The organism is Gallaecimonas aegicerasi (genome assembly GCF_045291545.1).
In the GTDB taxonomy this organism is placed as follows: Bacteria; Pseudomonadota; Gammaproteobacteria; order Enterobacterales; family Gallaecimonadaceae; genus Gallaecimonas.
Genome location: NZ_CP149514.1, coordinates 2,092,420 through 2,118,025 on the forward strand (window position 1 = coordinate 2,092,420; position 25,606 = coordinate 2,118,025).

General features: G+C 54.6%; 25 protein-coding genes. 5 read left to right on the plus strand and 20 right to left on the minus strand.

Features of this window, described 5'->3' with window-relative positions; genetic code table 11:
* Positions 1-130: 130 nt before the first annotated feature.
* The 11 genes from WDB70_RS10310 to WDB70_RS10360 all read right to left on the minus strand — a co-directional run bounded on the left by WDB70_RS10310 (position 131) and on the right by WDB70_RS10360 (position 11,019).
* Complete coding sequence (locus WDB70_RS10310; protein ID WP_406664013.1) at positions 131-1,519, minus strand: ATP-binding protein; 1,389 nt, start codon at positions 1,517-1,519, stop codon at positions 131-133.
* A gap of 1 nt (position 1,520) precedes the next feature.
* Entirely contained in the window at positions 1,521-2,180 is a 660-nt protein-coding gene (locus tag WDB70_RS10315) for a response regulator (protein WP_406664015.1), read from the minus strand.
* 8 nt (positions 2,181-2,188) lie between these two features.
* Entirely contained in the window at positions 2,189-2,818 is a 630-nt protein-coding gene (locus tag WDB70_RS10320; protein ID WP_406664017.1) for a tetratricopeptide repeat protein, read from the minus strand.
* The gene (locus tag WDB70_RS10325) at positions 2,815-3,582 is read right to left on the minus strand and encodes an SDR family oxidoreductase (RefSeq protein WP_406664019.1); all 768 of its coding nucleotides are present in this window, start codon (positions 3,580-3,582) and stop codon (positions 2,815-2,817) included. The genes WDB70_RS10320 and WDB70_RS10325 overlap by 4 nt, the downstream gene beginning before the upstream one ends.
* The gene (locus WDB70_RS10330; RefSeq protein ID WP_406664021.1) at positions 3,579-4,235 is read right to left on the minus strand and encodes a TenA family transcriptional regulator; all 657 of its coding nucleotides are present in this window, start codon (positions 4,233-4,235) and stop codon (positions 3,579-3,581) included. Before WDB70_RS10330 ends, WDB70_RS10325 begins: the two co-directional genes overlap by 4 nt.
* Positions 4,235-5,629 carry an AMP-binding protein gene (locus WDB70_RS10335; RefSeq protein WP_406664023.1) on the minus strand — a complete coding sequence of 465 codons (1,395 nt, stop codon included), beginning with the start codon at positions 5,627-5,629 and terminating at the stop codon, positions 4,235-4,237. The genes WDB70_RS10330 and WDB70_RS10335 overlap by 1 nt, the downstream gene beginning before the upstream one ends.
* Entirely contained in the window at positions 5,619-6,251 is a 633-nt protein-coding gene (locus WDB70_RS10340) for a thermostable hemolysin (protein WP_406664025.1), read from the minus strand. The genes WDB70_RS10335 and WDB70_RS10340 overlap by 11 nt, the downstream gene beginning before the upstream one ends.
* Before the next feature lie 109 nt (positions 6,252-6,360).
* A complete protein-coding gene (gene aceA / locus WDB70_RS10345) occupies positions 6,361-7,677 on the minus strand; it encodes an isocitrate lyase (protein WP_406664027.1) in 1,317 nt (438 codons plus the stop codon).
* A 15-nt stretch (positions 7,678-7,692) separates the two neighbouring features.
* Positions 7,693-9,270 (minus strand): malate synthase A, encoded by a 1,578-nt coding sequence (gene aceB / locus WDB70_RS10350; RefSeq protein WP_406664029.1) that lies wholly within the window; start codon positions 9,268-9,270, stop codon positions 7,693-7,695.
* Between the two features lie 434 nt (positions 9,271-9,704).
* Positions 9,705-10,109: an NUDIX hydrolase gene (locus WDB70_RS10355; protein ID WP_406664031.1), complete on the minus strand. Its 405-nt coding sequence runs from the start codon at positions 10,107-10,109 to the stop codon at positions 9,705-9,707.
* 1 nt (position 10,110) lies between these two features.
* Positions 10,111-11,019 (minus strand): hydrogen peroxide-inducible genes activator, encoded by a 909-nt coding sequence (locus WDB70_RS10360; protein WP_406664033.1) that lies wholly within the window; start codon positions 11,017-11,019, stop codon positions 10,111-10,113.
* 199 nt (positions 11,020-11,218) lie between these two features.
* Here WDB70_RS10360 and WDB70_RS10365 point away from each other — a divergent pair, with 199 nt between their 5' ends.
* On the plus strand, positions 11,219-11,695 hold the full coding sequence (locus WDB70_RS10365) for a CAP domain-containing protein (protein WP_406664035.1): 477 nt from the start codon (positions 11,219-11,221) through the stop codon (positions 11,693-11,695).
* 2 nt (positions 11,696-11,697) lie between these two features.
* On the opposite strand, the gene WDB70_RS10370 is transcribed toward WDB70_RS10365, so the two are convergent.
* Positions 11,698-11,898 carry a hypothetical protein gene (locus WDB70_RS10370; protein WP_406664037.1) on the minus strand — a complete coding sequence of 67 codons (201 nt, stop codon included), beginning with the start codon at positions 11,896-11,898 and terminating at the stop codon, positions 11,698-11,700.
* Between the two features lie 43 nt (positions 11,899-11,941).
* On the opposite strand from WDB70_RS10370, the gene WDB70_RS10375 reads away from it, so the two are divergent.
* Complete coding sequence (locus tag WDB70_RS10375) at positions 11,942-12,427, plus strand: EVE domain-containing protein (RefSeq protein WP_406664039.1); 486 nt, start codon at positions 11,942-11,944, stop codon at positions 12,425-12,427.
* Between the two features lie 45 nt (positions 12,428-12,472).
* Here the strand turns inward: WDB70_RS10375 and phoU are convergent, their stop codons facing one another.
* Genes phoU through WDB70_RS10395 form a run of 4 tightly spaced genes read right to left on the minus strand, consistent with a single transcriptional unit; the run spans position 12,473 to position 17,818 of the window.
* Entirely contained in the window at positions 12,473-13,183 is a 711-nt protein-coding gene (gene phoU / locus WDB70_RS10380) for a phosphate signaling complex protein PhoU (RefSeq protein WP_406664041.1), read from the minus strand.
* An 8-nt stretch (positions 13,184-13,191) separates the two neighbouring features.
* Positions 13,192-13,983, minus strand: a complete 792-nt coding sequence (gene pstB, locus WDB70_RS10385) for a phosphate ABC transporter ATP-binding protein PstB (protein WP_406668074.1) — start codon at positions 13,981-13,983, stop codon at positions 13,192-13,194.
* A gap of 29 nt (positions 13,984-14,012) precedes the next feature.
* Positions 14,013-15,680, minus strand: a complete 1,668-nt coding sequence (pstA, locus tag WDB70_RS10390; protein ID WP_406664043.1) for a phosphate ABC transporter permease PstA — start codon at positions 15,678-15,680, stop codon at positions 14,013-14,015.
* Complete coding sequence (locus tag WDB70_RS10395) at positions 15,677-17,818, minus strand: ABC transporter permease subunit (protein WP_406664045.1); 2,142 nt, start codon at positions 17,816-17,818, stop codon at positions 15,677-15,679. The genes pstA and WDB70_RS10395 overlap by 4 nt, the downstream gene beginning before the upstream one ends.
* Positions 17,819-17,948: 130 nt before the next feature.
* Between WDB70_RS10395 and WDB70_RS10400 the strand changes: the two genes are divergently transcribed.
* The 3 genes from WDB70_RS10400 to WDB70_RS10410 all read left to right on the plus strand — a co-directional run bounded on the left by WDB70_RS10400 (position 17,949) and on the right by WDB70_RS10410 (position 22,090).
* Positions 17,949-18,461 (plus strand): glycine cleavage system protein R, encoded by a 513-nt coding sequence (locus WDB70_RS10400; RefSeq protein WP_406664047.1) that lies wholly within the window; start codon positions 17,949-17,951, stop codon positions 18,459-18,461.
* A gap of 66 nt (positions 18,462-18,527) precedes the next feature.
* Positions 18,528-20,594, plus strand: a complete 2,067-nt coding sequence (gene ppk1 / locus WDB70_RS10405; RefSeq protein ID WP_406664049.1) for a polyphosphate kinase 1 — start codon at positions 18,528-18,530, stop codon at positions 20,592-20,594.
* Positions 20,594-22,090, plus strand: a complete 1,497-nt coding sequence (locus WDB70_RS10410) for an exopolyphosphatase (RefSeq protein WP_406664051.1) — start codon at positions 20,594-20,596, stop codon at positions 22,088-22,090. The genes ppk1 and WDB70_RS10410 overlap by 1 nt, the downstream gene beginning before the upstream one ends.
* Here WDB70_RS10410 and WDB70_RS10415 read toward each other — a convergent pair.
* The 4 genes from WDB70_RS10415 to WDB70_RS10430 form a co-directional block, all read right to left on the minus strand.
* Positions 22,058-23,074, minus strand: coding sequence for a DUF2955 domain-containing protein (locus WDB70_RS10415; RefSeq protein WP_406664053.1), 1,017 nt, complete (start codon positions 23,072-23,074; stop codon positions 22,058-22,060). The genes WDB70_RS10410 and WDB70_RS10415 overlap by 33 nt on opposite strands.
* Positions 23,064-24,128 (minus strand): HlyD family secretion protein, encoded by a 1,065-nt coding sequence (locus WDB70_RS10420; protein WP_406664055.1) that lies wholly within the window; start codon positions 24,126-24,128, stop codon positions 23,064-23,066. The genes WDB70_RS10415 and WDB70_RS10420 overlap by 11 nt, the downstream gene beginning before the upstream one ends.
* Positions 24,125-24,565 carry a MarR family winged helix-turn-helix transcriptional regulator gene (locus tag WDB70_RS10425; RefSeq protein ID WP_406664057.1) on the minus strand — a complete coding sequence of 147 codons (441 nt, stop codon included), beginning with the start codon at positions 24,563-24,565 and terminating at the stop codon, positions 24,125-24,127. Before WDB70_RS10425 ends, WDB70_RS10420 begins: the two co-directional genes overlap by 4 nt.
* 111 nt (positions 24,566-24,676) lie before the next feature.
* Entirely contained in the window at positions 24,677-25,591 is a 915-nt protein-coding gene (locus WDB70_RS10430) for a PstS family phosphate ABC transporter substrate-binding protein (RefSeq protein WP_406668076.1), read from the minus strand.
* Positions 25,592-25,606: the final 15 nt, after the last annotated feature.

Here is a 25,606-nt window from a genome sequence, read left to right on the forward strand (position 1 = left end):
TTTTTTTACAACAAAAAGACTTGTTAATGGCAAAAAATACCGGCTAGACTGCTCTCAGGTTGTAATTTGGCAAGACAAGCTGCCTTGCCAAGGCCTGACAAACAACATCCTGTTGTGTCACTTTCCTGTGTTATTTTTCGCCCGGCCTTGTGCCGGGCATTTTTATGCAAACTCTGAGGCCACCCAAATCACTGTCATGCAGCTGTAGCTCCAGACCATGACGCCGAGCAATTTCCACAACAATCGCCAATCCCAGGCCGGCGCCTTCGGTGTCATGACTGGCGCGGTGAAAGCGCTGCAAACAGGCATCACGTTCCTGAGCCGGGATCCCCGGGCCACTGTCATCCACGCACAGTAAGCCAGGCCGCAGGTTCAGCTGTACTTTGCTGCCTTCGGGGCTATAGCGCAGGGCGTTATCCAACAGGTTGCGGACCATCACCGCCAGCAGCGCCGGGTCGCCGGACAGCTGCCAGTCACCGTCATCACAAACCGCCAACTGTTGCTGCCGTGCTGCTGCCAGCGGGTATATTTCCGCCACCATGGCCCGGGCCTGCTCCAGCAAAGAAACCGGCTTAGGTTCCGGCAGCTGTTTATTGCCCTCCAATCGCGCCAGGGTCAGTAACTGTCCGACCAGATGGGTCAAGCGCTGCATCGCCGAACGAGCCGCCGCCAGCGAGTGGCTCCGGCCCTGCTCGGAATCAGCACTGATGGCATTATCCAGATGCAGTTGCGCCGCCGCCAGCGGTGTGCGCAGCTCGTGGGCAGCCGAATCCGTAAAACGCCGCTCACGGGTGAGCGTGTCATGCAGCTCGGCCAACAGTGCATTGAGGGCGGCAACTAGCGGTTTGACCTCTGACGGCGTCTGTTCCAGTTTCAGGGGGGCTAACTGCACCGGGCTGCGCCGTGCTACCTGGGCAGAGAGCATCCGCAGCGGTTTCAAACCCCGGCTAAGCAGCCAGCCCAGCAAGGCCAGGATCGATACCATCATCAAGCCAGACTGAAACAAAGCCGGCTCCAGCACCGCTTCTTGAGTAATTTCTTCGCGCATGTCGGCCTGCTGGCCGGTTTGCAGCCAGAAGTCATCCGCATCGTCATAGAGCGTAAAGAGCCGCCAGCGCCCCTTGTCTGCGCTGTCTGCCCAGTGGTAACCCGGGCCTTTCAGTGGGATGGGTAAATTAATATTGGAAAACAGCAAGTTACCGTTACTGTCATAGACCTGAAAGAGCAGCTTTTTTTCATACGGGTGGCCAAGCATAGACCGATCATGTTCAGACTCGCCGGGTACCAGCGGTTGCTCGGCAATGGTCGCCAACGCCCTGCGGATAGACTCCAGACGCTGGCGATCAAGCGGCCGTTCCAGCATCCCCATGATAAGCCTGGCCGATTGCGCCAGTTCGGCGTCATAAAGCTCTTCTGCCTCATAAGCCGAACGTGAGTAGCCAAACAAGGTCACAACCGCCTGCACCACCAGAAACAGTGCCAGAAACCGCAATGCCACATAACGGCGAACCGAATGCATATCAGTTTCTCGGCATCACGTAACCGACACCGCGGATGGTCTTGATAAAGTCGGCGCCGATTTTTTTGCGCAGGTGGTGCACATGCACTTCCAAGGCATTGGACTCCAGCTCTTCGCCCCAGCTGTACAAACGCTCGGACAACTGCTCGCGGGTCAATACCCGCTCGGGCTGGCGCATCAGTTCATGCAACAAGGCAAATTCGCGCCGAGACAGCGCCACCGGCTCCCCAGCAATGGACACCTTGTGGTGCGCCGGATCCAACAGCAAGCTGCCATTGGCCAGCACCGGCTCCACTTGGTTGTCAGGGCGCCGTGCCAGTGCCCGTAGCCGGGCCATCAGTTCAGCGCTGGCAAAGGGTTTGACCAGATAGTCATCAGCACCGCTATCAAGGCCGGCAATACGATCATCAATGGCATCTTTGGCCGTCAGCATGATCAGTGGCAGCTTCATGCCTTTGCCCCGCCATTCGCGTACCAAGCTAATGCCTTCGCCATCAGGCAGTTGCCAGTCCAGCACAACCATATCTGGCCGGCTGGTTTTCATCGCCAGGCGGGCGTCATTGATTGTTTGCATCCAATCAACGGCATAACCTTCGCGGCTCAGGGCGGTAACCAGCCCCTCACCCAACAACGGATCATCTTCTACCAGCAACAATCGCATAAGCGTGTTTACTTCCTGTGCAGTTTTTTGGCCAGTATCTTGAGCTTGTCATGAATTTCATCACGACGCCCAGCATCTGCCAACTGTCTCCCGGGCCGGGGGGCGGCCGCCAGGGCTTTTTGAAAATAATGCTCAGCCTCTTTGTATTGGTGCTGATCCAGTAAAAAGTCGGCATAGAAAAAGTTACTGTCAATGCCATCGGGGTTCAGCTGCAAGGCTTTTTTCAATAATGCTTTGGCTTTGTCATCGTCACCGAAGCTGATCGGCCAGCCCGGAACCTGATAGTACAAAGACCCCAGCGAGGTATAAGCTGAACCAGCCAGAGCCTTATCGTCAATTTTTAATGCTTGCTGCAAATCATGGCGCGCTTCTTTGACATATTTCAACGCCCCCAGGCCACCTCTGGCCCCCGCATAGCTGGCACTGATAATACCCGCCCAGATCAGGTAGTCGGCCTGACCGGCATGATTAGACAGGTCGCTATTGATGGCATCATGCAGACTTTTAAAGGCTTTCTCCTGCTTTTTCGGCTTTAGCTGGTATTTAATCTGTGCCCAGCGGCTTTGATAGGTACTCAGCGGCGCCGCACAAACGGCACCACTGACCAGGGTCAGGATCAGTAACGACAAGGCTCTCATGATGGCTCCTTAAAATGGGCTTTAATGGTGCCCAATTGTTTACTGATGGCGCCGCCAACCACTGCCGGCAACACCGCATTGATACGAACAAAAAGACTTTCCGGGAATCCGATCACCCGGTAACGCCGAGGCTTACTGACCAGCTCTGCTACCGCTGCTCCAACCCGCTCAGGCGGGTCAACCTGATTTCCCAACGCCTTATTCAAAGCCTTGGCAGCAGGACTATTTAAGGGCGTATCCGTGGCACGTGGCGCCAGATAACTCACCTCAATGGCTTGATCACTGAGCTCCCGGCCCAGTGCTTCCGAGAACCGTTTCAGGCCTCCTTTGGCCGCACCGTAAGTGACATAGCCAGGGTAACCAATCTCACCCAGCACCGAACCAATGTTGATGATCTGCCCACCTGTAGGCAGGCAGCCTACCAGCGCGTGACACAGGCGCATCGGCACCCAGAGATTCAATTGCAGTTGCCGCTCAATATCGGCCCAAGGGGTGTTCACAAATGCCGCCAACTGATTGCTGCCGGCATTATTGATAAGAACATCCAGCCCGTCCTGACAGGCCGCCTGCAGCTGAGCCGGGGCCTGCTCAGCGGTCAGATCCAGGGCCAGGATACGATGCTGCCCGGGTAGAGCTGCCGCCAGCTCACCGAGCGCCTCTTCGTTACGGGCAACCAGCAATAACTGATGCCCCGCAGCTGCCAGCGCCTGCGCAATATGACGGCCAATGCCGCCGGTGGCCCCGGTCAGCAAGATCCGTTTCATACAGCCTCCATCGGCAGACTGCGAAACATGTCGCCATACAGGCGATACATGCGCTGCGCCATGTGCATAATGGCGGCCTGATCAGCCGGCTCGGTGATCCGGTTCATCAGATCTTCGAAAAAGCGAATATGGTCCTGGTCCAGGCTGCCGTGCGAGTAAAGATAACGACAAGCGCTTTTAGGTAACCCCAGCTGCTGGCGAATCACATCCGCCATCGGTGTTGCCAGATTGACCGAAGTGCCTTCCAACACCCAAACCATGCCGAACAGGCTGACCGGGTTACCACGACAGACGCTGTCATAGGCGTAACTGACCATCATTTCGGTGGCAAAATTCGGTTGCGAATGCCGTACGGCCTCGGCGTCGCCACCGGCTGCGGCAATATCATCAAGGATCCATTCGTGGTGGCCATATTCTTCTTCGATGTATTCGGTAATGGCCTGGCGTAACCATTCTTTGTCATCACCGAGGCGGCTGCCGCAAGCCATCATCAAGGGCACTGTGTGTTTAACGTGGTGGTAGGCGTTGCAAAGAAACGCCAGATAACGCGGTAAAGTCACATCACCAACCTGGCAAGCCTGAATTGCCGGCGCGCTCAGTAACGCCTGGCGATGAGGTTCAGTGGCGGCCACCAGTTCATTAAAAAATCCCATTAAAGACTCCTGATACGATGCGATAAAGCCGCCCGGCGTAAACGGCCGTTGGCGGTCAATTCCTGTCGCTCAATAGAAAAAGGCTGATCGGTAAAATGCAGGGCGTTAAGCCGCGCGTAATCGGGTAATTGCTGGTTAATATGCTGACGCAGACTTTCCGGGCTGGGGTGCTGGCCAACCACCAAAGCGGCAATGCCACGGGCTTCGTCACCAAACACAAAAGCCTGCTTAATGCCGTCAATGGCGCACAGTTCGCTTTCCAGCCACTGTGGCGAAACATTGCGGCCCATGGCGGTCACAATCACATCTTTCTTGCGACCGCGAATGGTCAAAAAGCCCTCGGCATCCAGTTCGCCAATATCACCGGTGGCCAGCCAGGGCTGTGCTGGCATGTTCTGTCCCAGGTAGCCAAGAAAACCATTACCTTTGACCAGAACCTCGCCGTCGCTGGCAAGTTTCACCTGAACGTGCTGCAAAGGCCGGCCAACCGTACCCAGGCGCTGTGCGTCCGGGGCATTAAGTGCCACCACCGAGGCTGACTCAGATAAGCCATAACCTTCATACACTGGCAGGCCCAATACCTGCGCCTTTTCCAGGTGTGCGGTAGCTGTCTTACCACCGCCAAGGGCCAGAAAGCGGTAGCTATCCGCTAGGCCTTGGCTTCGCCCGGCAAGGATCACCGGCAGCAAGGCCGGTACCAAAATCAGGCTGTGTGGTTGCATCTGAGACAGTGTGCTCAGTAAGGTTTGCGGCTCTACGCCACTGGCACCGGACATTCCCAGTCGGCTCATCGGCAATACCGTGACACAGGCGCCAGCGAGCCAGGGCACATACAGACCGCCGATGTTTTCCAGCAGTACCGCCAGTGGCAACAGACAGAGGTGTTCGCGCACTCCCAAAGAGCCTGTTACCGCCACCAGCGCTTCGGCTACCCGTAGCTGGTTTGCCAATGACAAGCAGACACCTTTGGGGCTGCCGGTAGTACCAGAGGTGTAAGTGACTTTCGCAGTGCCGGCCGGCAAGGCTACCGGCTGCTGCGGCTGTAATAGCGTCAGCACACCTTCGTCCAGCCACTGTTGTTCCTTGCCCAGCGGAATTGGTGCAAGAATGGCGTCGAGCCCGGCATCAAGGATCACATGTTGGCGCTGCTCATCACTGAAAAATCCAGGCAATGGCACCAGCACGATGCCGGAGAACATCGCCGCCAAGTCAGTGACAACCCATGCCAAGGTGTTATCCATCAACAGCCCCAGACGCTGCACACCGGCTTCGCGCAAGGAAGTGGCCAGCGCCTCGGCACGGTTGAGTAATTGACAGCCGCTGTAGTGTTGCTGACCATCAAAAAGCGCCCGCGGGTTGGCAATCAGCGCCCGGCGAAGAACATCAAAAGACATCACGAACCTCTGATTCCACATGGCCCAGCACATGCTGCAAAGCCCGTTGGCTGACAATGGCTTGCCAGCCTGAGGACACCGAGCCGGCAAAAACGGCTGGTTTTTGCTGGTAGTAACGCCCCCAGCTGTGGGCGTCGTCGCCTAAACGGCCAGCCTCAGCATCGGTCAAAAACCAGGGGTTCAGTCCCAACCGGGCAAAAGCTGACTGCAGCTGCCGGGTGGCGGTAAACACCACAAATTCCAACCCCTCTGTTGCCAGCAAGCGGGTCAGGCTGAGGATCATCAAACGCGCACTGCCCTGCTCACCGGCCAGGTTACCCACCTCCGCTATCTGCCAGCGGGCTACAGGCCGCTGCAGGCGCTCAGTGAGTAATTGTTCAATGGGGCTATCGAGATACTGCTCAAGGAAAAGGGACTGTTCGCCGGCGAAACGCAAGCCACAACTGGCCAGCCAATGGCTACCCTGGCATAACACATACTGCATCGGAAGAAAGTGCCGCAACTGCGCCTGGTGCACATCGGCATAACGACTGCAGGCAAAACGCTTGATATGCTCGAAAGTGTCCGAACCTTCCAGGCTACGGATCACGGTGATCGGTGAAGCTACAGACTTTGCCAACATCAGAACTACCTCAGACAAGGGGTAATTCGAGAATGTGCAGGCAGGATTAAGGCATGATTAAGCAAAAAAAAGCGGCCTGATGGCCGCTAATGGCTGAGTCAGTCTTTGTTCAGAACTGTTCTTCCTCGGTGGAGCCGGTCAGGGCCGTTACCGACGATTGTCCGCCCTGAATGACATTGGTGACATCGTCAAAGTAACCGGTACCCACCTCTTGCTGATGCGCCACGAAGGTGTAACCACGGTCAGCCGCTGCAAATTCGGCCTCCTGCATTTTGACGTAGGCCGCCATGTCGTTGCGGGCATAGTCGTAGGCCAGGTTGAACATGTTGAACCACATGTTGTGGATCCCCGCCAGGGTGATGAACTGGAATTTATAACCCATGGCAGACAGCTCACGCTGGAACTTGGCAATAGTGGCGTCGTCCAGATTTTTCTTCCAGTTAAATGACGGTGAGCAGTTATAGGCCAGCAACTTGCCCGGAAACTTGTCATGGATGGCTTCCGCAAAACGCCGAGCTTCGTCCAGATCCGGCTTGGCGGTTTCACACCACAACAAATCGGCATAAGGAGCGTAAGCCAGCCCCCGGGCAATGGCTTGCTCAATTCCGGCCCGCACCCGGTAGAAACCTTCACTGGTGCGCTCACCGGTGACAAAGGGTTTGTCGTAGTCGTCACAGTCGCTGGTGATAAGATCCGCAGCGTTAGCGTCAGTACGCGCCAGCACGATAGTCGGCACACCGGCAACGTCAGCAGCCAGGCGCGCCGAAATCAGTTTCTGTACTGCTTCTTGGGTTGGCACCAGCACTTTACCGCCCATGTGACCGCACTTTTTCACGGAGGCCAATTGATCTTCAAAGTGCACGCCGGAAGCGCCAGCTTCAATCATCGACTTCATCAATTCATAGGCATTGAGCACCCCACCGAAGCCGGCTTCAGCATCCGCAACAATGGGGGCAAAATAGTCGATATAGCCGCCATCTCCGGGGTTTTTACCCTTATGCCACTGGATCTGGTCGGCACGGCGAAAAGCATTGTTGATCCGCTTTACTACCGCTGGCACCGAATCCACCGGGTATAACGATTGGTCCGGGTACATGGACTGATAACTGTTGTTATCCGCAGCCACCTGCCAACCTGACAGATAAATGGCCTGAATACCGGCTTTGACCTGTTGTACCGCCTGACCACCGGTCAAAGCACCCATGGCATTGACGAAGTCTTTATCGGGGCGAAAACTAGGGCGACCGCCTTCATTGACCAAGGCCCAGAGCTTTTCTGCACCCTGGCGGGCAAAGGTATGCTCCGGCTGCACTGAGCCGCGAAGCCGCACCACATCTTCAGCACTATAGGTGCGGGTGATACCTTGCCAGCGGGGATTTTCAGCCCAGTCTTTGTTCAGGGCCTCGATTTGCTGTTGTCGGGTCATGATGTGGTCCTTCCTTTAGTCAATCAGCTCATAGCCGGGTTCAGTTAAAAAGGGTACGAAGTCATCGCTCAGGGTAATGCGGGTCAGTAACTCGGCTGCCTCAACAAAGCGACCGTCATCGAAACGCTGGGCTCCTAGCTCTTCACGTACTTGCGCCGTTTCTTCTTGCAAGAAACGCTGAAATAAAGCCGCAGTAACCGGCTGGCCATCAGACAGCGTTTTGTTATGCCGCAGCCACTGCCAGATTGAGGCACGGCAAATCTCTGCCGTTGCGGCGTCTTCCATCAGCCCATAAATCGGGACACAACCGTTCCCCCCCAACCAGGCTTCGATGTACTGCAAGGCCACCCGGATATTGGTACGCATGCCTGTTTCTGTTCGCTCCCCGGTACAGGGTGCCAGCAAGTCCTCAGCACTCACCGGCGCATCCTGTTCACGGGTCACATCCAGCTGATTGGGCTTATCACCCAGTATTGCATCGAAAACCTCCAGCGCCACCGGCGCCAGGCCCGGGTGCGCTATCCAGGTGCCGTCATGACCATTTCGGGCCTCCAGTTCCTTGTCCTGATGTACCTTGTTCAGGACCCATTGGTTACGCTCCGGATCCTTGGACGGAATGAAGGCCGCCATCCCCCCCATCGCCAGCGCGCCACGTTTGTGGCAAGTGCGGATCAACAACCGTGAGTAGGCACTGAGAAAAGGCTGGTCCATTGTGACAACCTGCCGATCTGGCAACACTCGGTCAGGATGCTTACCCAAGGTTTTGATATAACTGAAGATGTAGTCCCAGCGCCCACAGTTCAGGGCGACGATATGGTCACGCAGTTCATAGAGAATTTCGTCCATCTCAAAAACGGCAGGTAAGGTTTCAATCAACACCGTGGCCTTGATGGTGCCGCGCGGCAGGCCAAAACGGTCTTCTGTGAAGCAAAAAACTTGATGCCAGAAACGCGCTTCCTGATGGCTTTGCAATTTGGGCAGGTAAAAATACGGCCCTGAACCTTTTGCCAGCAGCCGTTGATAATTGTGGAAGAAATACAGACCAAAATCCCACAGGCAGCCAGGGATGGGCTGGCCATGCAAGGTGACGTGTTTTTCCGGCAGATGCAGACCCCGCACCCGACAAACCAGAACCGCCGGATCATCACTAAGGCTATAGTATTTGCCGGAATTAGGGTCAGTGTAGGTAATGGTGCCATCTACCGCATCACGCAGATTGACCTGTCCCTGCATCACGGCTTGCCAGGTCGGCGACTGCGAATCCTCAAAGTCGGCCATGTAAACCCGGGTGCCGGCGTTCAGTGCATTAATAACCATCTTGCGGTCGGTAGGGCCGGTAATTTCTACTCGGCGATCCTGAAGATCGGCAGGGATGCCGCGGATTTGCCAGTTGCCTTCGCGTATCGAGCGGGTCTGTTCCAGAAAGTCGGGTAACTCTCCGGCATCAAATGCCTGCTGCCGTTGCTGACGCGCATTGAGCAATGCCGGTACCTGTGCCGCAAATGCGGTTGCCAACTCCTCAAGCCAGCCGCGCGCAGCCTCGCCCAATAAAGCTTTTTGGTCAGCATTGAGGCCATTCTGGATTTTCAACATCCTTCCTCCACACTTTCATTTGTAACCATCAAACAACAAAATGAGTTTAACGGTGTCAGCAAAAACATCTGCATAGTATAGGTTAAGACACTGATGTATTTTCACCAAGCAATCAACAACAAAAATGAAACAAACAGGGAATTTAAAGTCAATTCATTGTTTTTATTGATTATTTTAAATGTATATAATAGAGCAACAACTCTAATGAGATTAAGGAGATTGGATTTTCATTCATGGTGGATAATTTCAACAATGAAAAGAAAATGAAATAAAATTCGTAATAAAAGAACAAAAAATAATTGCTGCCACTTTGCCAAAAATTCTATTTTTCAAATAAAATCAAATAGATAAAAGAAAAGTTTAGACCAAAACCGCGGGGTTCGAGCTGAAAGAAAATCAGAAAGGTAATAGCAATGAGTAAAAACGAAAGGGATTTACAGTGGTAATGGCCAGTCGGAGGCCAACAGGTTATTCAGTGATAAAAAGCGTGGTGACGGTAATTGATCTGGTTGCAGCCACTGCCAACCCGAACATTTTTTCGGCTCCAGAAGACGAGGAGCACCACTGGCATGGCCAGTGACAAAAACCGTGAGATAGTGACGGCCATCGGGGTGCAAATCATTGGTCACAGCAAAGATCCGTGGCTGCTGCAGTTGCATACCGGTTTCTTCGGCCAGTTCACGGGCGGCGCACTGCTCTGGTGTTTCGCCTTTTTCCAGGTGACCACCGGGAAAGGCCCAGCAGCCATCGCCCAGACCGCCCCGGCGTTGTCCTAACAACCACTTGCCATCGCGAACCACCAGCACGCCAACGCCCACTCTTACAAGCTCACTACTCATCTCACAGTAATGGCTCTGGTAGAACGCGGGCAATCAACTCCCCAAGTTTGCGATAAGTGCGGATACGACTGGAGGTTTGTCGCCACACCAAACCTATTTCCCGATAAGCATTGGCATCTGGCAGCCGCGCCGCAACCAGATCGGTGCCATGAAGAATGCCGGCATCGATCGCCAACTGCGGTAAAAAGGTGGTGCCCAGCTTGGCATTGACCATTTGTACCAGGGTATGCAAGCTGGTAGCAGCAAAGGGGTTAATTTTCGTGGAGTCACTGAGGTGACAGGCGCTGACGGCGTGGTCGGTCAGGCAATGCTCTTTTTCCAGCAAAAAGACTGAGCGCTCCGGCAGTTTTTGCAGATCAGGGATAGCGCCCCATTTGGCAGCCAGCTCCTTGTGCATTACCTGACTGAAAGGGTCACGCCCTAAACGCAGGGTATGAAACCCTTTAGTGTCCATTGGCAGAGCCAGTAACACCACATCCAGCTCACCCTGTTCAAGCATGCTGAGCAAATTCTGGGTGGTATCTTCTCTGAGCAGCAACTTCAATTCCGGCAGCTGCCCGGAAACATCCGTCACCACCTGAGACAGTAGAAAAGGTGCAATAGTGGGAATGCAACCCAATCGTACTTCACCACTAAGGGGGGCTGCCTGATGGTGTACATATTCCACCAGATCCCGGGTCAGATTGACTATCTGCCGTGCCCGGCTAACAGCCTCAAGGCCCGTTGCCGTAAACAAAAAGGATTTGTTATCGCGCTCAATTAGCTGGCAACCCAGCTGTTCCTCGAGGTTTTGAATACCTGCCGACAGGGTAGACTGCGAGACGTTACAGGCCCGGGCAGCGCGATTGAAATTCTGATGCTCTTCCAGTGCCAGCAGGTAGGTCAGGTTCTTGATACTGGGTAGGCGCATTATTGGTACTTCCGATTAAACCCGTCTTTTTTCTTCGCTTAAATGCTAGCTAAAACCCTGCCCGAGTACAAATACCAGTACGTCAACGTATCGGCTAAGCATGACGCACTCTTTTCTTTTCTGAAAAAAAGCAGCATGCTGGCCTGAGGATAAATCATCAGACAAGGACGTAACGATGTTATCTGCTTGGTTATTAGCGATGACTTTAGGAAACTGCCATCTCAATCCACAAGAGCTGGCTCTGGCCAATGATCTGCTTCACGATACCGACCAATCCAAAGCTCCCTTACATTGCAGTCAGAAGCTCACTTGGATAGCCCGGGCCCGGGCCGCAATGGTCGCGCAGCGTGGCAAACTAAGCCCTCTTATCACCCCCGATCTCGGTGTTAACGACTTCCTTCGCCAAGCGGGCTACCCATTGGCCAGTGATATTCCAGGTGGCACCATCAACACCGTTGAAGCCATCAGTGCCGGTAACAGCACGAGTAATGCAGCCTGGGACACCCTAACCCACTCGGTCATCCACCGTGATCTGGTATTACGAAAAGACCCTTTTTATAAACAGTACAACGAGTTTGGCGTAGGTTACGTCTACAGATGGTACTCCCCTAGCATCTACTACTACGTTATCGAGTTTGGTGTACGCGGCCATAACCAATCACACACCGCAAAATGAAGTCAGTCTTCACAATCCCACATCATGCGTTCGTCCAGCAGTAAGCCAGGGTCAAGTTGCGCCAGGCGCACTACCTTGGCTCGGTTCTGATTGATGTCCTTGATGGTTACCAGCTGGTCAGCCTCATCAATGGCAACGATACGGCCAATACCATTGAGATTTTTATAGAACATACCCACGTGCAATAAATCGCGATCGACCATGGCTCCTCCTCGCTACAATTTGTTACTGTGCCATGACAAGACTATGGCACAGAGAAATAGAGACGTGGCCAACTGGTTACTCAAAACCGAACCGGATAGCTTTTCTGTTCAGGATCTGCAAAGGAACGGCAAGACCGCCTGGGAAGGTGTTCGTAATTATCAGGCGCGTAATTTTATCCGCCAGATGGCACCCGGTGACCGGGTCTTTATCTACCATTCCAGTTGTAAAAATGTCGGCATTGCCGGTATCGCTGAAGTGCTATCAGCACCAACGGCTGATCCAACCCAGTTCGATCCGAACAGTCCTTATTTCGATGCCAAGAGTGCCGCTGAGCAGCCTCGCTGGCAGTTGGTCGAGGTGGGGTTTATTGCTGCGCTGGCACAGGTGCTGCCACTACCGCGGCTTAAAGCCAATCCCGCTCTGGCAGAACTGCCGTTAGTACAAAAAGGCAATCGTCTGTCGGTCATGCCAGTCAGTGACCAACAGTGGCAAACCATTATGGCAATGGCGGTGCAAAAGACCGGTTAGTCGCCCCGACGGGGCGACAACAAACACCGTACGCGGCGCTTCAGTTTAGCCTTTGAGGTCTTTTTCAAAATCAGCGCGGGCAATATGGCGTACATCTTTACCCTTAACGAAATAAATAATGTATTCGCAGATATTCTGACAACGGTCGCCAATACGTTCCAGCGCCCGTGCCGCCCACAGCACCTCAATGATTTTCGGAATGGCCCGTGGGTCTTCCATCATGTAGGTCATCAGTTCGCGAAACAGCGATTCATATTCCCGATCGATGCGCGCATCTGCAGCATGTAACGCCAGCGCCCCGTCAACATCCATTCGGGCAAAGGCGTCCAGAGTATCCCGCACCATTTTCAACACATGATGAGCCATGGACTCCAGGCTCACCAGCAGGGTCAGTTGCTGATTGGAATAACTTCCCAGAGCGATCCGGGCAATACGTTCAGCGGTGTCACCGATGCGTTCCAGATCGGCAATGGTTTTAATCACAGCAATGATCAGGCGCAGATCAGAAGCCGCTGGCTGGCGCTTGGCGATGATGCGGGTACATTCCTCATCAATGGCCACTTCCAGCGTATTCACTTTACGGTCGCCTTCAATCACCTGCTCGGCCAGATAAGGATCACGGTCATGCACCGCACGAATGGCATCGTCCAGCTGTGACTCCACCAACCCGCCCATGGACAGCACCATGTTGCGCACATGTTCCAGGTCCTGGTTGAACTGCCCGGAGATATGCCGGGACAAATTCAGGTTGTCCATACTGCTCCTTAGCCGTAACGGCCGGTGATGTAGTCTTCTGTCTGCTGTTTGCTCGGCATGGTAAACAGCGTATCGGTGTCAGTGTATTCCACCAACTTACCCATATTCATGAACGCCGTCTGATCAGAAACCCGTGCCGCCTGCTGCATGTTGTGGGTCACCATGACAATAGTGAACTGGCGCTTAAGATCATGGATCAGCTCTTCAATGGTCAGCGTTGAAATAGGGTCCAGCGCCGAGGTCGGCTCGTCCAACAGCAACACTTCCGGTTTAATGGCGATGGCCCTGGCAATGACCAAACGCTGCTGCTGCCCGCTGGAAAGCCCGAAGGCATTGTCGTGCAGGCGGTGCTTCACCTCATTCCACAGCGCGGCGGCTTTCAGGGAGGTTTCTACTGCTTCGTCCAGAATACGGCGATCGTTGATCCCCTGCAGACGCAGGCCATAAACCACGTTTTCATAGACCGATTTTGGAAAAGGATTGGGCCGCTGGAAGACCATCCCTACCCGGCGGCGCAACGCCGAAACATCCACCTGACGGTCGAAAATATTCTCGCCGTGCAGCTCAATACGCCCTTCAGTACGGCAGTCTTCGAGCAAGTCATTCATCCGGTTAAGGCAGCGCAGCAGCGTTGATTTACCACACCCGGAAGGACCAATAAATGCCGTCACCTGCCCCTTTGGAATAGCCATGGTGATGTCTATCAGGGCCTGCTGCTGACCATAAAAAAGGTTCAGATCGCTGATTTGCATTGCCACCGCATCGGCGGGCAGCTGCTGTAGGTTCTGCTTGTGTTTCATCGGACGACTGGCCGTCATGTTATAGCCTTTCAGTATTCCAACATCCGAAACCGGCTTCGCAAGTGATTACGAAAGCCGATAGCGGTCAGATTCAACGTCAGGATCACCAGCACCAACAGCAATGCAGTGGCATAAACCAATGGCCGGGCTGCTTCGACATTGGGGCTTTGAAAAGCCATATCGTAGATATGAAAGCCCAAATTCATGAATTTGCGATCCAGATGCACAAAGGGGAAGTTAGCATCCAGCGGTAACGAGGGTGCCAGCTTTACCACCCCCACTAACATCAATGGCGCCACCTCACCGGCGGCACGAGCCACGGCCAGAATAACCCCGGTCATAATCGCCGGACTGACCATGGGCAAGACAATGTGCCAGAGGGTTTCGGCCTTGGTGGCTCCCAAAGCCAAAGATCCCTGCCGCAACGCCGGCGGGATCCGCGTCAGGCCTTCTTCGGTAGAGACAATCACCACCGGCAGCGTCAGTATGGCCATGGTCAGTGCCGACCATAAGATGCCAGGCGTACCAAAGGTTGGAGACGGCAGCGCCTCTGGGTAAAACAGTTTATCAATACTGCCCCCCACCATATAAACGAAAAAGCCCAGGCCAAAAACGCCGTAAACAATAGACGGCACCCCGGCAAGATTGATCACCGCAATACGGGTGATGCGGGTCAACAAGTTGTTGCCGGCATACTCATGCAGATAAATCGCCGCCAGCACACCAAAGGGCGTCACTATCACAGCCATCAGCAGCACCATGAAAATGGTACCGAAAATGGCGGGAAAAACGCCGCCTTCGGTATTGGCCTCACGGGGGTTATCCGCAACAAAGTGCCACAAGCCACTGGCAAAATGCCCAATTTTATCGAGCACCGTCATGGCATTGGGGTAATTCACCGCCAGCACGCTGGATAACGGCAGTGTCAGGGTTTGCCCCTGCATAATGGCCACTTTGACCTCACTGCCCTGCATTTTTTTACGCAGCGAGAACAGTGTTTTGGCCAGTTGTTGATAATGCTGTTGCAGCTGCTGGCGTTGCTGGTCCATGGCCGTTTTCACACTGCCGGTAAGGGTTTTATCCAACGCCATGCGACGGCTTTTTAGACGCAGCTGTTCCAGCTGATAGTTAATTTTGCCAATTTGCTGTTTTTGTAACTCATCAGCCTGGCGCCGTAGCTGCCCAATGCGGTTAATCTCGGCTTGCAAGGCCTGACGCTGCTGCTCAGCCGGGATGGTTTTACCGGCAATCACGACCGACTGCACCTGGCCATAAACATTGCCATTTTCACGGCGTTCAAAGACCGCCAGCCCCGCCGGTTGCTGCCTGGCTTTGATATCCGTTGCCAGCACGGTGCGAAAGTCCATGCCCAGCAACTCTCGGTTACCGGTTTTAATAAGATAACGGGTGACCTTATCATCAGCGGCCTTACCCGGTAGCGGATGCCCGGCTTCGCGTAACTGTCTGACTGGCACCGCGATACGGTCGTAGATTTCACCGACCAGTTGCTGCTGCCCCTGACCATCAGCCACCGTGAACTCATACAGACTGGCCGGCCAGAAGTAAATCAGCCCCCGCCAGGCGATCAACAGCAACAGCCCCAAGACCGCAATCAAGCTGAGGCTAACCGCTCCGGCGGTGAGCCAGACCCAGGGCGTACCGGATTTAAACCAGCCCTTGACGGCACCTTTGCTCATAGCGACCGATACCGTTGGCGAAGCCGCTGGCGCACCAGCTCGGCAATGGTATTAAAGATAAAGGTGAACACAAACAACACAAAGGCAGCCAAAAACAAGACCCGGTAGTGTGTGCTACCCACTTCCGATTCGCCCATCTCCACGGCGATGTTGGCCGATAAAGTACGCATACCCTCAAACAGGTTCCATTTCATCAACGGGGTGTTGCCAGAGGCCATCAGTACAATCATGGTTTCGCCGACGGCGCGGCCAATGCCCATCATCACCGCCGAGAAGATACCCGGACTGGCGGTCAGTAATACCACCCGTGTTAAGGTTTGCCAGGGTGTAGCGCCAAGGGCCAGCGACCCCTGGGTCAAATGCCGAGGTACAGCATGAACAGCATCTTCGGCAATGGTAAAAATGGTCGGGATCACTGCAAAGCCCATAGCGATGCCAACAATCAGCGCGTTACGCTGATCAAATCCCATCCCCAATACATCGGTCAAATACAACCGACTGTCGCCGCCAAACAGCACCTGCTCCAGCCAGGGGCCCAGCGCCATACTCAGCCAACCGGCCAGTAACAGCGGTGGGATCAGCACCAGCACTTGCCACCCCGCTGACAGCCGCTGACGAAATGCATCGGGCAAAACATGCCATAGCCCTGCTGATATCAACACCGATACCGGCATCAATACCAGCAGCGCCAACATCGACGGAAGATGAGATTCAATGAGCGGAGCTAACCAGAGTCCTGCCAGGAAACCGAGGATCACCGTAGGTAACGCTTCCATCAGCTCAACGGTCGGTTTAATCAGCCGACGCAGCCGCTCTGACATAAAATAGGCGGTGTAAATAGCACCGGCCAATGCCAATGGGGTCGCAAACAACATGGCGTAAAAGGCCGCTTTGAGCGTACCAAAGGTCAACGGTGCTAGGCTCAGCTTGGGTTCAAAATCATCAGAGCCGGAAGTTGACTGCCAAACCCGTTCCGGGCGCGGATAGCCTTCGTACCAAACATCCCCCCACAATGCTTTCCAGCTGATCTCCGGATGTGGGTTATCTAACCGATAAAACCGCAGCCCCTGACTATCGGCCAGTAGTAAGCCATTACCCTTGGGGGCATAAGCCAGGCTGTGCACGGCGCCATCAGGGTCATCGAGGGTCAGAAGCTTTCGCTCTGACGTTGCCTGAAAAAGACTCACCGCTCCCTGGCTGCCGCTGGCAGCAAAACCGCGACGATAGTATTCACTGGCCAGTGCCACAACCGGCTGCCCCAACTGAAAGTCGCGAATATGGCGAACCTGCTGACCGTTGTCGGTTAATACCGAGAACCACTGGCCGATACTGCCATCACTGCGGCCCAGTAAAACGGAGTGACCACCAGCTAACAAGGTCATGGCGCTGATTTGCACTGTTCCTGACGCCGCTTTAAGGCGCTGCCGCAATGCAAAGGGCGATAATTGATAAACAGACAACCACTGCCCGTACTGAACAAACAAGTGCTGCTGATCAGGGCTGAGCACAAACCGCTCAGGCACCACATGCAGTGCCAGTGGCTGTGGCTGTCGCTCAGCCCCCTGCCCGATGCGGCTGAGCCAGCTTTGACCATGTTTATCCAGCGCCACCACAGTGGCCTCTTTATCGTTTACCGCCAGGGTTAACTGCTGGAGCTGATGTCCGGCAGGCACCACTGCCTGTGGCGCCTGACCAAACGGATAAAATAACGCCGGTTGCGGCTCGAAGGTCGGTTTGACTACCACCACACCGCTAGCCGTTGCCAGTGCATAGGTTTGCTCACTGCTGATGGCTGAGGCCGCAGCAATAATAGGCTGACCAATACTGAAGCGAGCCAAAGGCTTGCCCATGACATCACGGAAGCGAATGTCACCGGCGGCATCAATTCGGTAAGTCATTTTCGCGTTTTCACTGACGCCTAGCGCCAGCGTCTGCGTATCACTGAGGGCAACGGTGTCTTGGCGGGCGGCGGTGGCCGGGCGAAATAATGGCACTATGACGTAAAGCAGGTAACACACCAGCATGAGCAGTGTCACCAAAACCATCACCCCACCAAAAGTCACGCCATACTTAGCCAGACGTTCGGTCACTAAACGTCGGCGATTGGCGGCCAGTGTTGTGTCAGCGGGTGAGCCCATGGTGCTCTCGGCGGGATAACAGGTTCGCAAGTATATGGAACTTTTATGACAATCACGTTACAAAGCACGCCATTTACAGCCACTCTTAACGATGATAATTCTTTATATAACAGATAGATAAGGATTAGTTATGCGACACGTTGCGCTGTGCATTTTTGGCCCCGACAAACCGGGGATTGTTGAACAATTATCCCAATTAGTATTCGCTCATCAAGGCAGTTGGTTCGGCGCCAGCCTCGCCCATCTGGCCGGGCGTTTTGCCGGTATTGTCGATATCAAAATCCCGGAAGAGCAATTCATGGCCTTTGAAGCCGCTATCGCCGCATTGGATGAATTGGATATTCGCATTGCCAGCTGTGAACCGCTCAGCGACAGTGGTCCCAGCCGCTACCTGCGCCTGAACCTTATTGCCAATGACCGCGCGGGTATTGTTCATGAGCTGACCAGTACCCTGTCTGGGCTTGGCATTAATATCGAAGAACTAACCACCGGTTGCCAGCCTGGACACAACTACGGCGAACTGTTCTTTGCCAAGGCGCGGCTGAAAACCCCGGATTTGGTCAGCGTTGAACAGGTGCGCAGCAAGCTGGAAAAATGCGGCGATGACTGGATGCTGGAACTGGATGACGAATCTGTCATATAAGCGTCATAAATTATTGTCAGCAGCTTTCTTACAATGGCAGCACAGCTGCATGGACCAACCTCTCATATGAACGCAAACGCACCTTTTTTAGCTAAAGAACTGTCCTGGTTATCATTCAATGAGCGGGTACTGCAGGAAGCCGCCGATAAAAGCGTTCCCATTGTTGAGCGGGTTCGTTTTCTTGGTATTTATTCCAACAATATGGATGAATTTTTCCGGGTGCGGGTTGCCGACGTCAGACGCCGGGCCATGCAGCACGAAGAAGATGGCTCCGATCCACAAGCCATGGCCTTGTTGGCAGAAATTCAGGCCAAGGTCATGGCACTGCAAAGCCGTTTTGACGAAATTTACCATGATTGCCTGCTGTCACTGGCCCGTTACCACATTGTACTGGTCAATGAGCAACAGCTCAGCGAGACCCAAAGTGCCTGGCTGGAAGATTACTTTCAGCAGAAGATCCTGCGCCATGTCGCGCCAATCATCATTCGCAAAGGCATCGATCTGTTAGTCAGTCTGAAAGACGATGCCACCTATCTGGTGGTCGAAATTCGCAAGGATGACGACTACCAGTACGCCATGCTGGAAGTACCCGCGACATCCGTGCCACGTTTTATCAAAGTGCCGGATGACCGACCACGACAGCGCAAGACCCTGATCCTGCTGGATAACGTGCTGCGCCTCTGCTTGCGGCAGATCTTCGCTGGCTTTTTTGAGTTTGACAGCCTGCGGGCCTTTTCCATGAAAATGACCCGTGACGCGGAATACGAGCTGGAAGGCGAAATCTCCATGAGCCTTTTGGAGCAGACGTCACTGGGCCTCAAGCAACGCCTGACCGCCGAGCCGGTGCGCCTGGTTTATGACCGGGAAATGCCTGGGCCGATGCTGGCCATGCTGGTACGTGAATTAGGTATCACCAACCTCGACGCCATGGTGCCCGGCGGCCGCTACCACAACTTCAAAGACTTCATCAGCTTTCCCAACATTGGCCGCAAGTATCTGGAACACAACAAGCTGCCACCCTTGACCTGCCAGCTATTTGAACGCCACAACACGGTCTTTGATGCCATCAGCCACCAGGATGTATTGCTGCATTATCCGTATTATAAATTTCGCCATTTTACCGAGTTTGTACGCCAGGCCGCCTTTGACCCGAAAGTGCGGCAAATCAAAATCAACTTTTACCGGCTGGCCAACAGCTCACGGATCGTCAAGTCGCTGATCGATGCGGTAAACAACGGCAAGCAGGTCATGGCGGTGATTGAACTGCGAGCGCGCTTTGATGAAGCCGCCAATATCGATTGGGCCAGAGAAATGGCGGAGGCAGGTATTCGGGTTGCATTCGGCGTTCCCAGCCTGAAAGTGCACAGCAAGTTATGCCTGGTCAGCCGCGAGGAAGACGGCGAACTGGTGCGCTATGCCCATGTTGGCACCGGCAACTTTCATGAAAAGACCGCCAAGATCTACACCGATCTGGCACTGTTTACCAAGCAACCGGAGCTGGCTCAGGAAGTCGATAATGTCTTTGATTTTATTATCAATCCCTACAAGCGCTTCAAGTTTAACCATCTGCTGGTTTCCCCGGTCAATGCCCGGCGCCGCTTGCTGGCGATGATTGATCAGGAAATCGACCATGCCAAAAAAGGCCAAAAAGCCGCAATCACTTTCAAAGTGAATAACCTGGTCGATAAAGAGCTTAATCAACGCCTCTATCATGCCAGCCAAAGTGGCGTTAGTGTGCGGCTGATTGTCCGCGGTATGTGTTCTTTGCGCCCGGGTATTCCGGGCTTATCTGATAACATTGAGGCAATCAGTATCGTCGACCGCTTTTTGGAACATCCTCGGATTTTGGTATTTCATAATGGCGGCCAGCCGCACGTGCTGATGGGTTCGGCGGATCTGATGACCCGTAACCTGGATCACCGGGTTGAAGTCACAACGCCAATACTGGACCCTGTACTTAAACAACGGGTTATCGATATTCTGGCGCTGCATTTTAAAGACACCACCAAAGCCAGGATCCTCGATGCTGACCAGCAAAACCACTATGTACGCCGTGGTAATCGCCGCAAGCTGCGGTCTCAGGTCGCCATTTATGAATATCTGCGCCAGGTGGAACAAGAGGATAAGGCTTGATGGATGAGGCGACGACGCCACTGGTATGCGTGGATTTGGGTTCAAATTCCTTTCACTTACTGAAAGCCAGCGAATGTAAAGGCGCGGTACGCATCCTCACCAAAGCCAAAGAGCGGGTACATCTGGCCGATGGCCTGGATGAAAATGAGCAGCTTAGTGACACCGCCATCGACCGTGGCCTGGCTTGCCTGGCCCGCTTCGCAGAAGTGATTGGCGACCTGCCAGCCCGGCAGGTGCGCACCGTGGCTACCTTTACCCTGCGCCAGGCCAGAAACCGCGATGCTTTTTTGAAGGCCGCCCGGGCTGTCTACCCCTACCCGATTGAAGTCATTTCCGGTGCCGAGGAAGCCCGGCTGATTTATCAAGGCGTGGTGTATGGCCAGCCCAGTGAACTCCAGCAACTGGTGGTCGATATTGGCGGCGGCTCTACCGAATGCATCATTGGCAAGCAGGGCAAAAGTAAACAACTGGCCAGCCTGGCCATGGGCTGTGTCAGTTATCAGTCTTTTTTTGCCGATGGTTTGAGCGCTGCCGCCTTTCGCCAGGCAGAAACCGCCGCCCGCCAGGAGTTGGAACAGATTGAACAGCGCTACCGTAAAGTCGGCTGGCAACAAGCTCTTGGCTGCTCCGGCACCATTAAAGCCATTCAGGGCTGTATCGCACAGCTGTACCCGGCTGAAACCAACATCACCCTGAAGCGCCTGAAAGGGCTGCGCAAACAATGCATTCAGGCGGGCCGCATTTCCAAGCTGAACCTGCCAGGGGTCAGTAGTGACCGGCAGCTGGTCTTTGCTCCCGGGCTGGCCATTTTACTGGCGGTGTTTCGCACCCTCGGTATCAAGGAAATGCAGTACAACGATACGGCGCTACGTGAAGGGCTGTTACAGCACATGCTGCCCGGCAAACCCATGGACAGCCGCCAACAGACCGTTACCGCTTTACAGGCGCTTTATCATGTCGACCAGCACCAGGCGGAGCGCGTTAAAAACAGTGCCTTAAAACTCTGGGGGCAACTGCCCGGGCAAGAGCGGCTGGGAGAATTACTGGCGGTTGCCGCTGATCTGCATGAGGTAGGATTGCAGATCAACTTTCACGGAGTTCAGCGCCACAGCGCTTATATCCTGCAACACAGTGACATGACCGGCTTTAACCAGGACGAGCAACTACTGCTGGCAACACTGGTGCGCTATTCACGCAAAAGTCTCAAGCAACTGGAATGGCCGACACTGTCATTGTTCAGCCAGGCAGAGATGGCCCTGATGTTGCGGGTATTACGCTTGGCCGTATTGATACACCGGCGTCGCCAGAGCCCCCGTAAACCGCAACCGCTGCAATTGTCAGAACAAGACGGAAAATTGCTGCTGAGCCTGCCAGCCGGCTGGCTCAACCGCCGGCCATTATTAAGTGCCGATCTCGCCCAGGAACAGCGTTACCAACGTCAGGCTGACTGGCCGTTCGAGTTGTCATTGTTCACGAGTCAACGCGAAGCGGTTTAGCAGCCCAGCCAACAGGTAAGCCAGCGCAACCACTGTCAAAATGGCCACAGACACCGACGCCAATCGGTAGGCCGCGCCAAAGATAATGCCTTTATCCGGTTTTAAATATTGGCCAAATAAAATTCCGATGGTGGTCAGGGCACCAAACCCCATACCCGAGCCACCTCGCTCCACCAGATGCAGCCAGGCGGTGAGCATTACCGTCAGGAACAGCGCCAGGGTCACCAGCACAAAATGATCGATCAGATCATAGAGCAGCACCTGCATAACCACTGCCAGCAAACAGCCAATAGCAACCCCTTTCGCCCGTTTCCAACCGGCCTGTACCGTGCCTTGATAGGTCATCGGGAACAGTACCAGCATGGTGGCAACCTGTGCCGACAAAGAATCACGCAGATCGAAAACCTGAAACACCACAAATGACACCGTGCCCAGCAGTGCTCCCAGCAAGGTGCGATGATTGATCTGCGCCGCCGACAATCGCGCCGGCGCTGGCGGCGCCAGGGGCTCAGGTTCAGGCACCAGGAAATAACATAGCGCCGCACTGGCCACCGACAATACCGACGCCAGCAGGGTCGCGGTCACCATGTCCATAATGGCGGTGTTGTGATAACTGGAAAAATGCAGCAGGGTCGACAATGTTACCAAACCGGTGGCCCCCAGCAGAAAATAGGGGGTAGCTGCCATCAGCCGAAAATGAAAGCAATACACCAACAACACGGCGATGGTCATCACCAACGGGTAAGGAGACAAAACCCCGCACAAAAACCACGCTTCCAGGGCATTAAGCGCCGTGCCAAGCACAAACTGAGCACCGATCAGAGCATCAAAACGTGGCAACATGCCCAGCAACAACATCGGATAGACGGTAAAGAATACCCCGTAAGGCCAGCCCATCAGTTTGCACACCAAAAAGCCGATACTGCTGCCGATAGCTATCCGCAGCAGCCGGCGCCGCTCCTGGGCATTGAGTTCAATAGACATAGTGCAGCAAGCTGACCAGGCGCATTTGCTGGCGGCCCAGCCAGTCCAGCAAGGCATTATGACTGGCTGCCAGCATCACCGTTGCCCGGGCACCGGTCATCAGCGACGCCGGCAGTTTATGCTCCAACGCCACATAAACACGGACCCGTTGCGCATCACGCACCCAGCGGTCTGAAATATCCGGGCTGGCCAGCTGGCCATTGGCCTGAAACTGCCCCTGCATGACCCCCTGATCACGGCTGACAAAATGGCCCTTAAAGACCTGCCCCGGCAGCGCATCAAAGACTACCCAGGCCGTGGTGTGGTCGGACACCCGCGCCAGACTCTTTTCCCGAAAATCGGCGGCAACCCGCTGCTGCCGGCTGGCAACCAACGTCAGTAAGGGCTGATTGGCCCTGGCATCCACCCCAGGCACCAGTTGCAGGTTCGAGACAATGCCGTCTTGAGGGGCTCTGATCTGTGTACGTGACAACGCCAGCTGCGCTTGCGCCAACCGGTTTTGCGCCTGCTGAATACGCAGGTTTTGCTTACCATCCTTACCCAGCTGCACAGCAATGGCCTGGCGCTGCTGCCGAGCGGCCATCAAGCTGGCTTGCGCCGCTTGGGCGGCACTGCTGGCCTGATCACGCTGTTGTGTGCTGCTTAACTGTTGCTTAAATAGCTTGGCCTGACGCTGCGCCTCACGTTGCAGCTCTGCCGCCTGCACCCTCGCCTGCTGTACCTTGGCATCAGCCAATGCTAGTTGCGCTTTGAGATTATCGTTCGCTTGCTGGGCTTGTTGCAGGGCAATGTTCGCCTGTTGCAACGCCAGTTGATAGTCACTGGGATCGAGGCTGAACAACAGCTCGCCAGCTTTAACATGCTGGTTATTCTGTACCGCGACGCTTACCACCTGACCGGTGACCCGTGGCGCTACGGCAACCACTGGCCGCTGCACCATGGCGTGAGGTGTCATAGGAATGGTGATATCGGTGACTAAGGCATAAGCCAGCACGGCCAAAAACGCCAGCAAGGCTCGGCGCATCCAGCGGTTGAATTGCTTGTCTGCCGTCATGGCTGCTCCGGCATGAGTACGGTATGGGCATTGTTGATAATGTGCGCCAGCAGATCGTGAAACTGCTGACGCTGCTGGGTATCCAGGCCGGCCAACAATTGCTGGCGGCCTTTAAACGCCAGTTGTTCCACATCCACCAATAACGCCTTGCCAGCATCTGTCAGCCAAAGCGTACGACAACGGCCATCGTCGGCGCTGGCGCGCCGTTCAATCAACCCGGCTTCGAGCAACTGATTCACCGTGCGCAGCATCGATGATTGCTCCACGCCGATATTTGCGGCCAACGCCGACTGAGTACAGCCTTCACCAACGCGTTTCAGATGTAACAAGGCAATCCAGCGGGTCTGTGTCAGACCAAGCTCGGCCATGTGCTGATCCACCACAGTGCGCCAGCTCAATGCCGCCCGCGATAACAACCAGCCAATATTACTCTCCATGCCTACTCCTGATACTTAGCTTGCTAAGCATTATAAATAAACTTAGCAAGCTAAGTAAATAATCATAAAAAAACCGGACCAGAGTCCGGTTATGCCTGCTTACAGCGAGGGTTAATCAAGGCCCAGGCGCTGGCGTTGCTGGTGCACTATCGCCGCCGGCAGTGCCACATAACCATCACGCGCGACCAGCTGCTGCCCGGTTTTTGACAGCACCAGCTTGAGAAACTCGGCCTGTAACGGTGCCAATGGCTGCCCTGGAGGCTTATTGATGTAGATATACAAATAGCGCGATAAGGGGTACTGGCCACTGATCGCATTGGCGGCGGTGGCCGAGACATAATGCTGGCCATCCAGTGACAAAGGTAAAGCCCGTACACCGGAGGTACGGTAGCCAATACCGGAATAGCCAACGGCATTAAGCGAGGCGCTGACCGACTGGATCACCGACGCCGAACCGGGCTGCTCGTTGACTTTATTCTTAAAGTCGCCGTTACACAGCGCCTTTTCCTTGAAGTAGCCATAGGTGCCGGACACCGAATTGCGGCCGTACAACTGAATACTCCGACGTGCCCAGTCACCTTGCAGCCCCAGCTGCCCCCAGCGGGAGATAGGCTGGCCACCGCAACGTAACGTCGCTGAAAACAAACTATCAACCTGACGCAGGGTGAGTCCTTTGATGGGGTTATCCTGGTTGACGTAAACCGCTAACGCATCAATGGCCACCGGCACCTGTATTGGCGGGTAACCGTAATGTTTTTCAAAGGCATCACGCTCACGGCGCTTCATGGGCCGGCTCATCGGCCCGAACTGGGCAGTACCTTCGGTCAGGGCTGGCGGTGCTGTTGAAGAGCCAGCAGCCTGGATCTGAATATTGACGTTGGGGTATTGGCGCTTAAAGGCTTCGGCCCACAGTGTCATCAGGTTCGCCAGGGTGTCAGAGCCCACAGACGACATATTGCCGGCAATCCCATCCACCCGCTGGTAAGGTGGCAAGGGTGCGGCCTGAACCGCCGTGACCAACAGCATGAGCCAAAGCAGGGA

Coding starts and splice junctions, on each gene's coding strand:
- aceB (WP_406664029.1), bottom strand. CDS start 9,270: ATGTTGAAAATCCAGAATGGCCTCAATGCTGACCAAAAAGCTTTATTG.
- WDB70_RS10420 (WP_406664055.1), bottom strand. CDS start 24,128: ATGACGGCAGACAAGCAATTCAACCGCTGGATGCGCCGAGCCTTGCTG.
- aceA (WP_406664027.1), bottom strand. CDS start 7,677: ATGACCCGACAACAGCAAATCGAGGCCCTGAACAAAGACTGGGCTGAA.
- pstA (WP_406664043.1), bottom strand. CDS start 15,680: ATGAGCAAAGGTGCCGTCAAGGGCTGGTTTAAATCCGGTACGCCCTGG.
- ppk1 (WP_406664049.1), top strand. CDS start 18,528: ATGAACGCAAACGCACCTTTTTTAGCTAAAGAACTGTCCTGGTTATCA.
- WDB70_RS10320 (WP_406664017.1), bottom strand. CDS start 2,818: ATGAGAGCCTTGTCGTTACTGATCCTGACCCTGGTCAGTGGTGCCGTT.
- WDB70_RS10400 (WP_406664047.1), top strand. CDS start 17,949: ATGCGACACGTTGCGCTGTGCATTTTTGGCCCCGACAAACCGGGGATT.
- WDB70_RS10335 (WP_406664023.1), bottom strand. CDS start 5,629: ATGTCTTTTGATGTTCTTCGCCGGGCGCTGATTGCCAACCCGCGGGCG.
- WDB70_RS10430 (WP_406668076.1), bottom strand. CDS start 25,591: ATGCTGTTGGTCACGGCGGTTCAGGCCGCACCCTTGCCACCTTACCAG.
- WDB70_RS10395 (WP_406664045.1), bottom strand. CDS start 17,818: ATGGGCTCACCCGCTGACACAACACTGGCCGCCAATCGCCGACGTTTA.
- pstB (WP_406668074.1), bottom strand. CDS start 13,983: ATGAAACACAAGCAGAACCTACAGCAGCTGCCCGCCGATGCGGTGGCA.
- WDB70_RS10415 (WP_406664053.1), bottom strand. CDS start 23,074: ATGTCTATTGAACTCAATGCCCAGGAGCGGCGCCGGCTGCTGCGGATA.
- WDB70_RS10340 (WP_406664025.1), bottom strand. CDS start 6,251: ATGTTGGCAAAGTCTGTAGCTTCACCGATCACCGTGATCCGTAGCCTG.
- WDB70_RS10425 (WP_406664057.1), bottom strand. CDS start 24,565: ATGGAGAGTAATATTGGCTGGTTGTTATCGCGGGCGGCATTGAGCTGG.
- WDB70_RS10315 (WP_406664015.1), bottom strand. CDS start 2,180: ATGCGATTGTTGCTGGTAGAAGATGATCCGTTGTTGGGTGAGGGGCTG.
- WDB70_RS10360 (WP_406664033.1), bottom strand. CDS start 11,019: ATGCGCCTACCCAGTATCAAGAACCTGACCTACCTGCTGGCACTGGAA.
- WDB70_RS10370 (WP_406664037.1), bottom strand. CDS start 11,898: ATGGTCGATCGCGATTTATTGCACGTGGGTATGTTCTATAAAAATCTC.
- WDB70_RS10310 (WP_406664013.1), bottom strand. CDS start 1,519: ATGCATTCGGTTCGCCGTTATGTGGCATTGCGGTTTCTGGCACTGTTT.
- WDB70_RS10410 (WP_406664051.1), top strand. CDS start 20,594: ATGGATGAGGCGACGACGCCACTGGTATGCGTGGATTTGGGTTCAAAT.
- WDB70_RS10330 (WP_406664021.1), bottom strand. CDS start 4,235: ATGGGATTTTTTAATGAACTGGTGGCCGCCACTGAACCTCATCGCCAG.
- WDB70_RS10355 (WP_406664031.1), bottom strand. CDS start 10,109: ATGAGTAGTGAGCTTGTAAGAGTGGGCGTTGGCGTGCTGGTGGTTCGC.
- WDB70_RS10375 (WP_406664039.1), top strand. CDS start 11,942: ATGGCACAGAGAAATAGAGACGTGGCCAACTGGTTACTCAAAACCGAA.
- WDB70_RS10325 (WP_406664019.1), bottom strand. CDS start 3,582: ATGAAACGGATCTTGCTGACCGGGGCCACCGGCGGCATTGGCCGTCAT.
- WDB70_RS10365 (WP_406664035.1), top strand. CDS start 11,219: ATGACTTTAGGAAACTGCCATCTCAATCCACAAGAGCTGGCTCTGGCC.
- phoU (WP_406664041.1), bottom strand. CDS start 13,183: ATGGACAACCTGAATTTGTCCCGGCATATCTCCGGGCAGTTCAACCAG.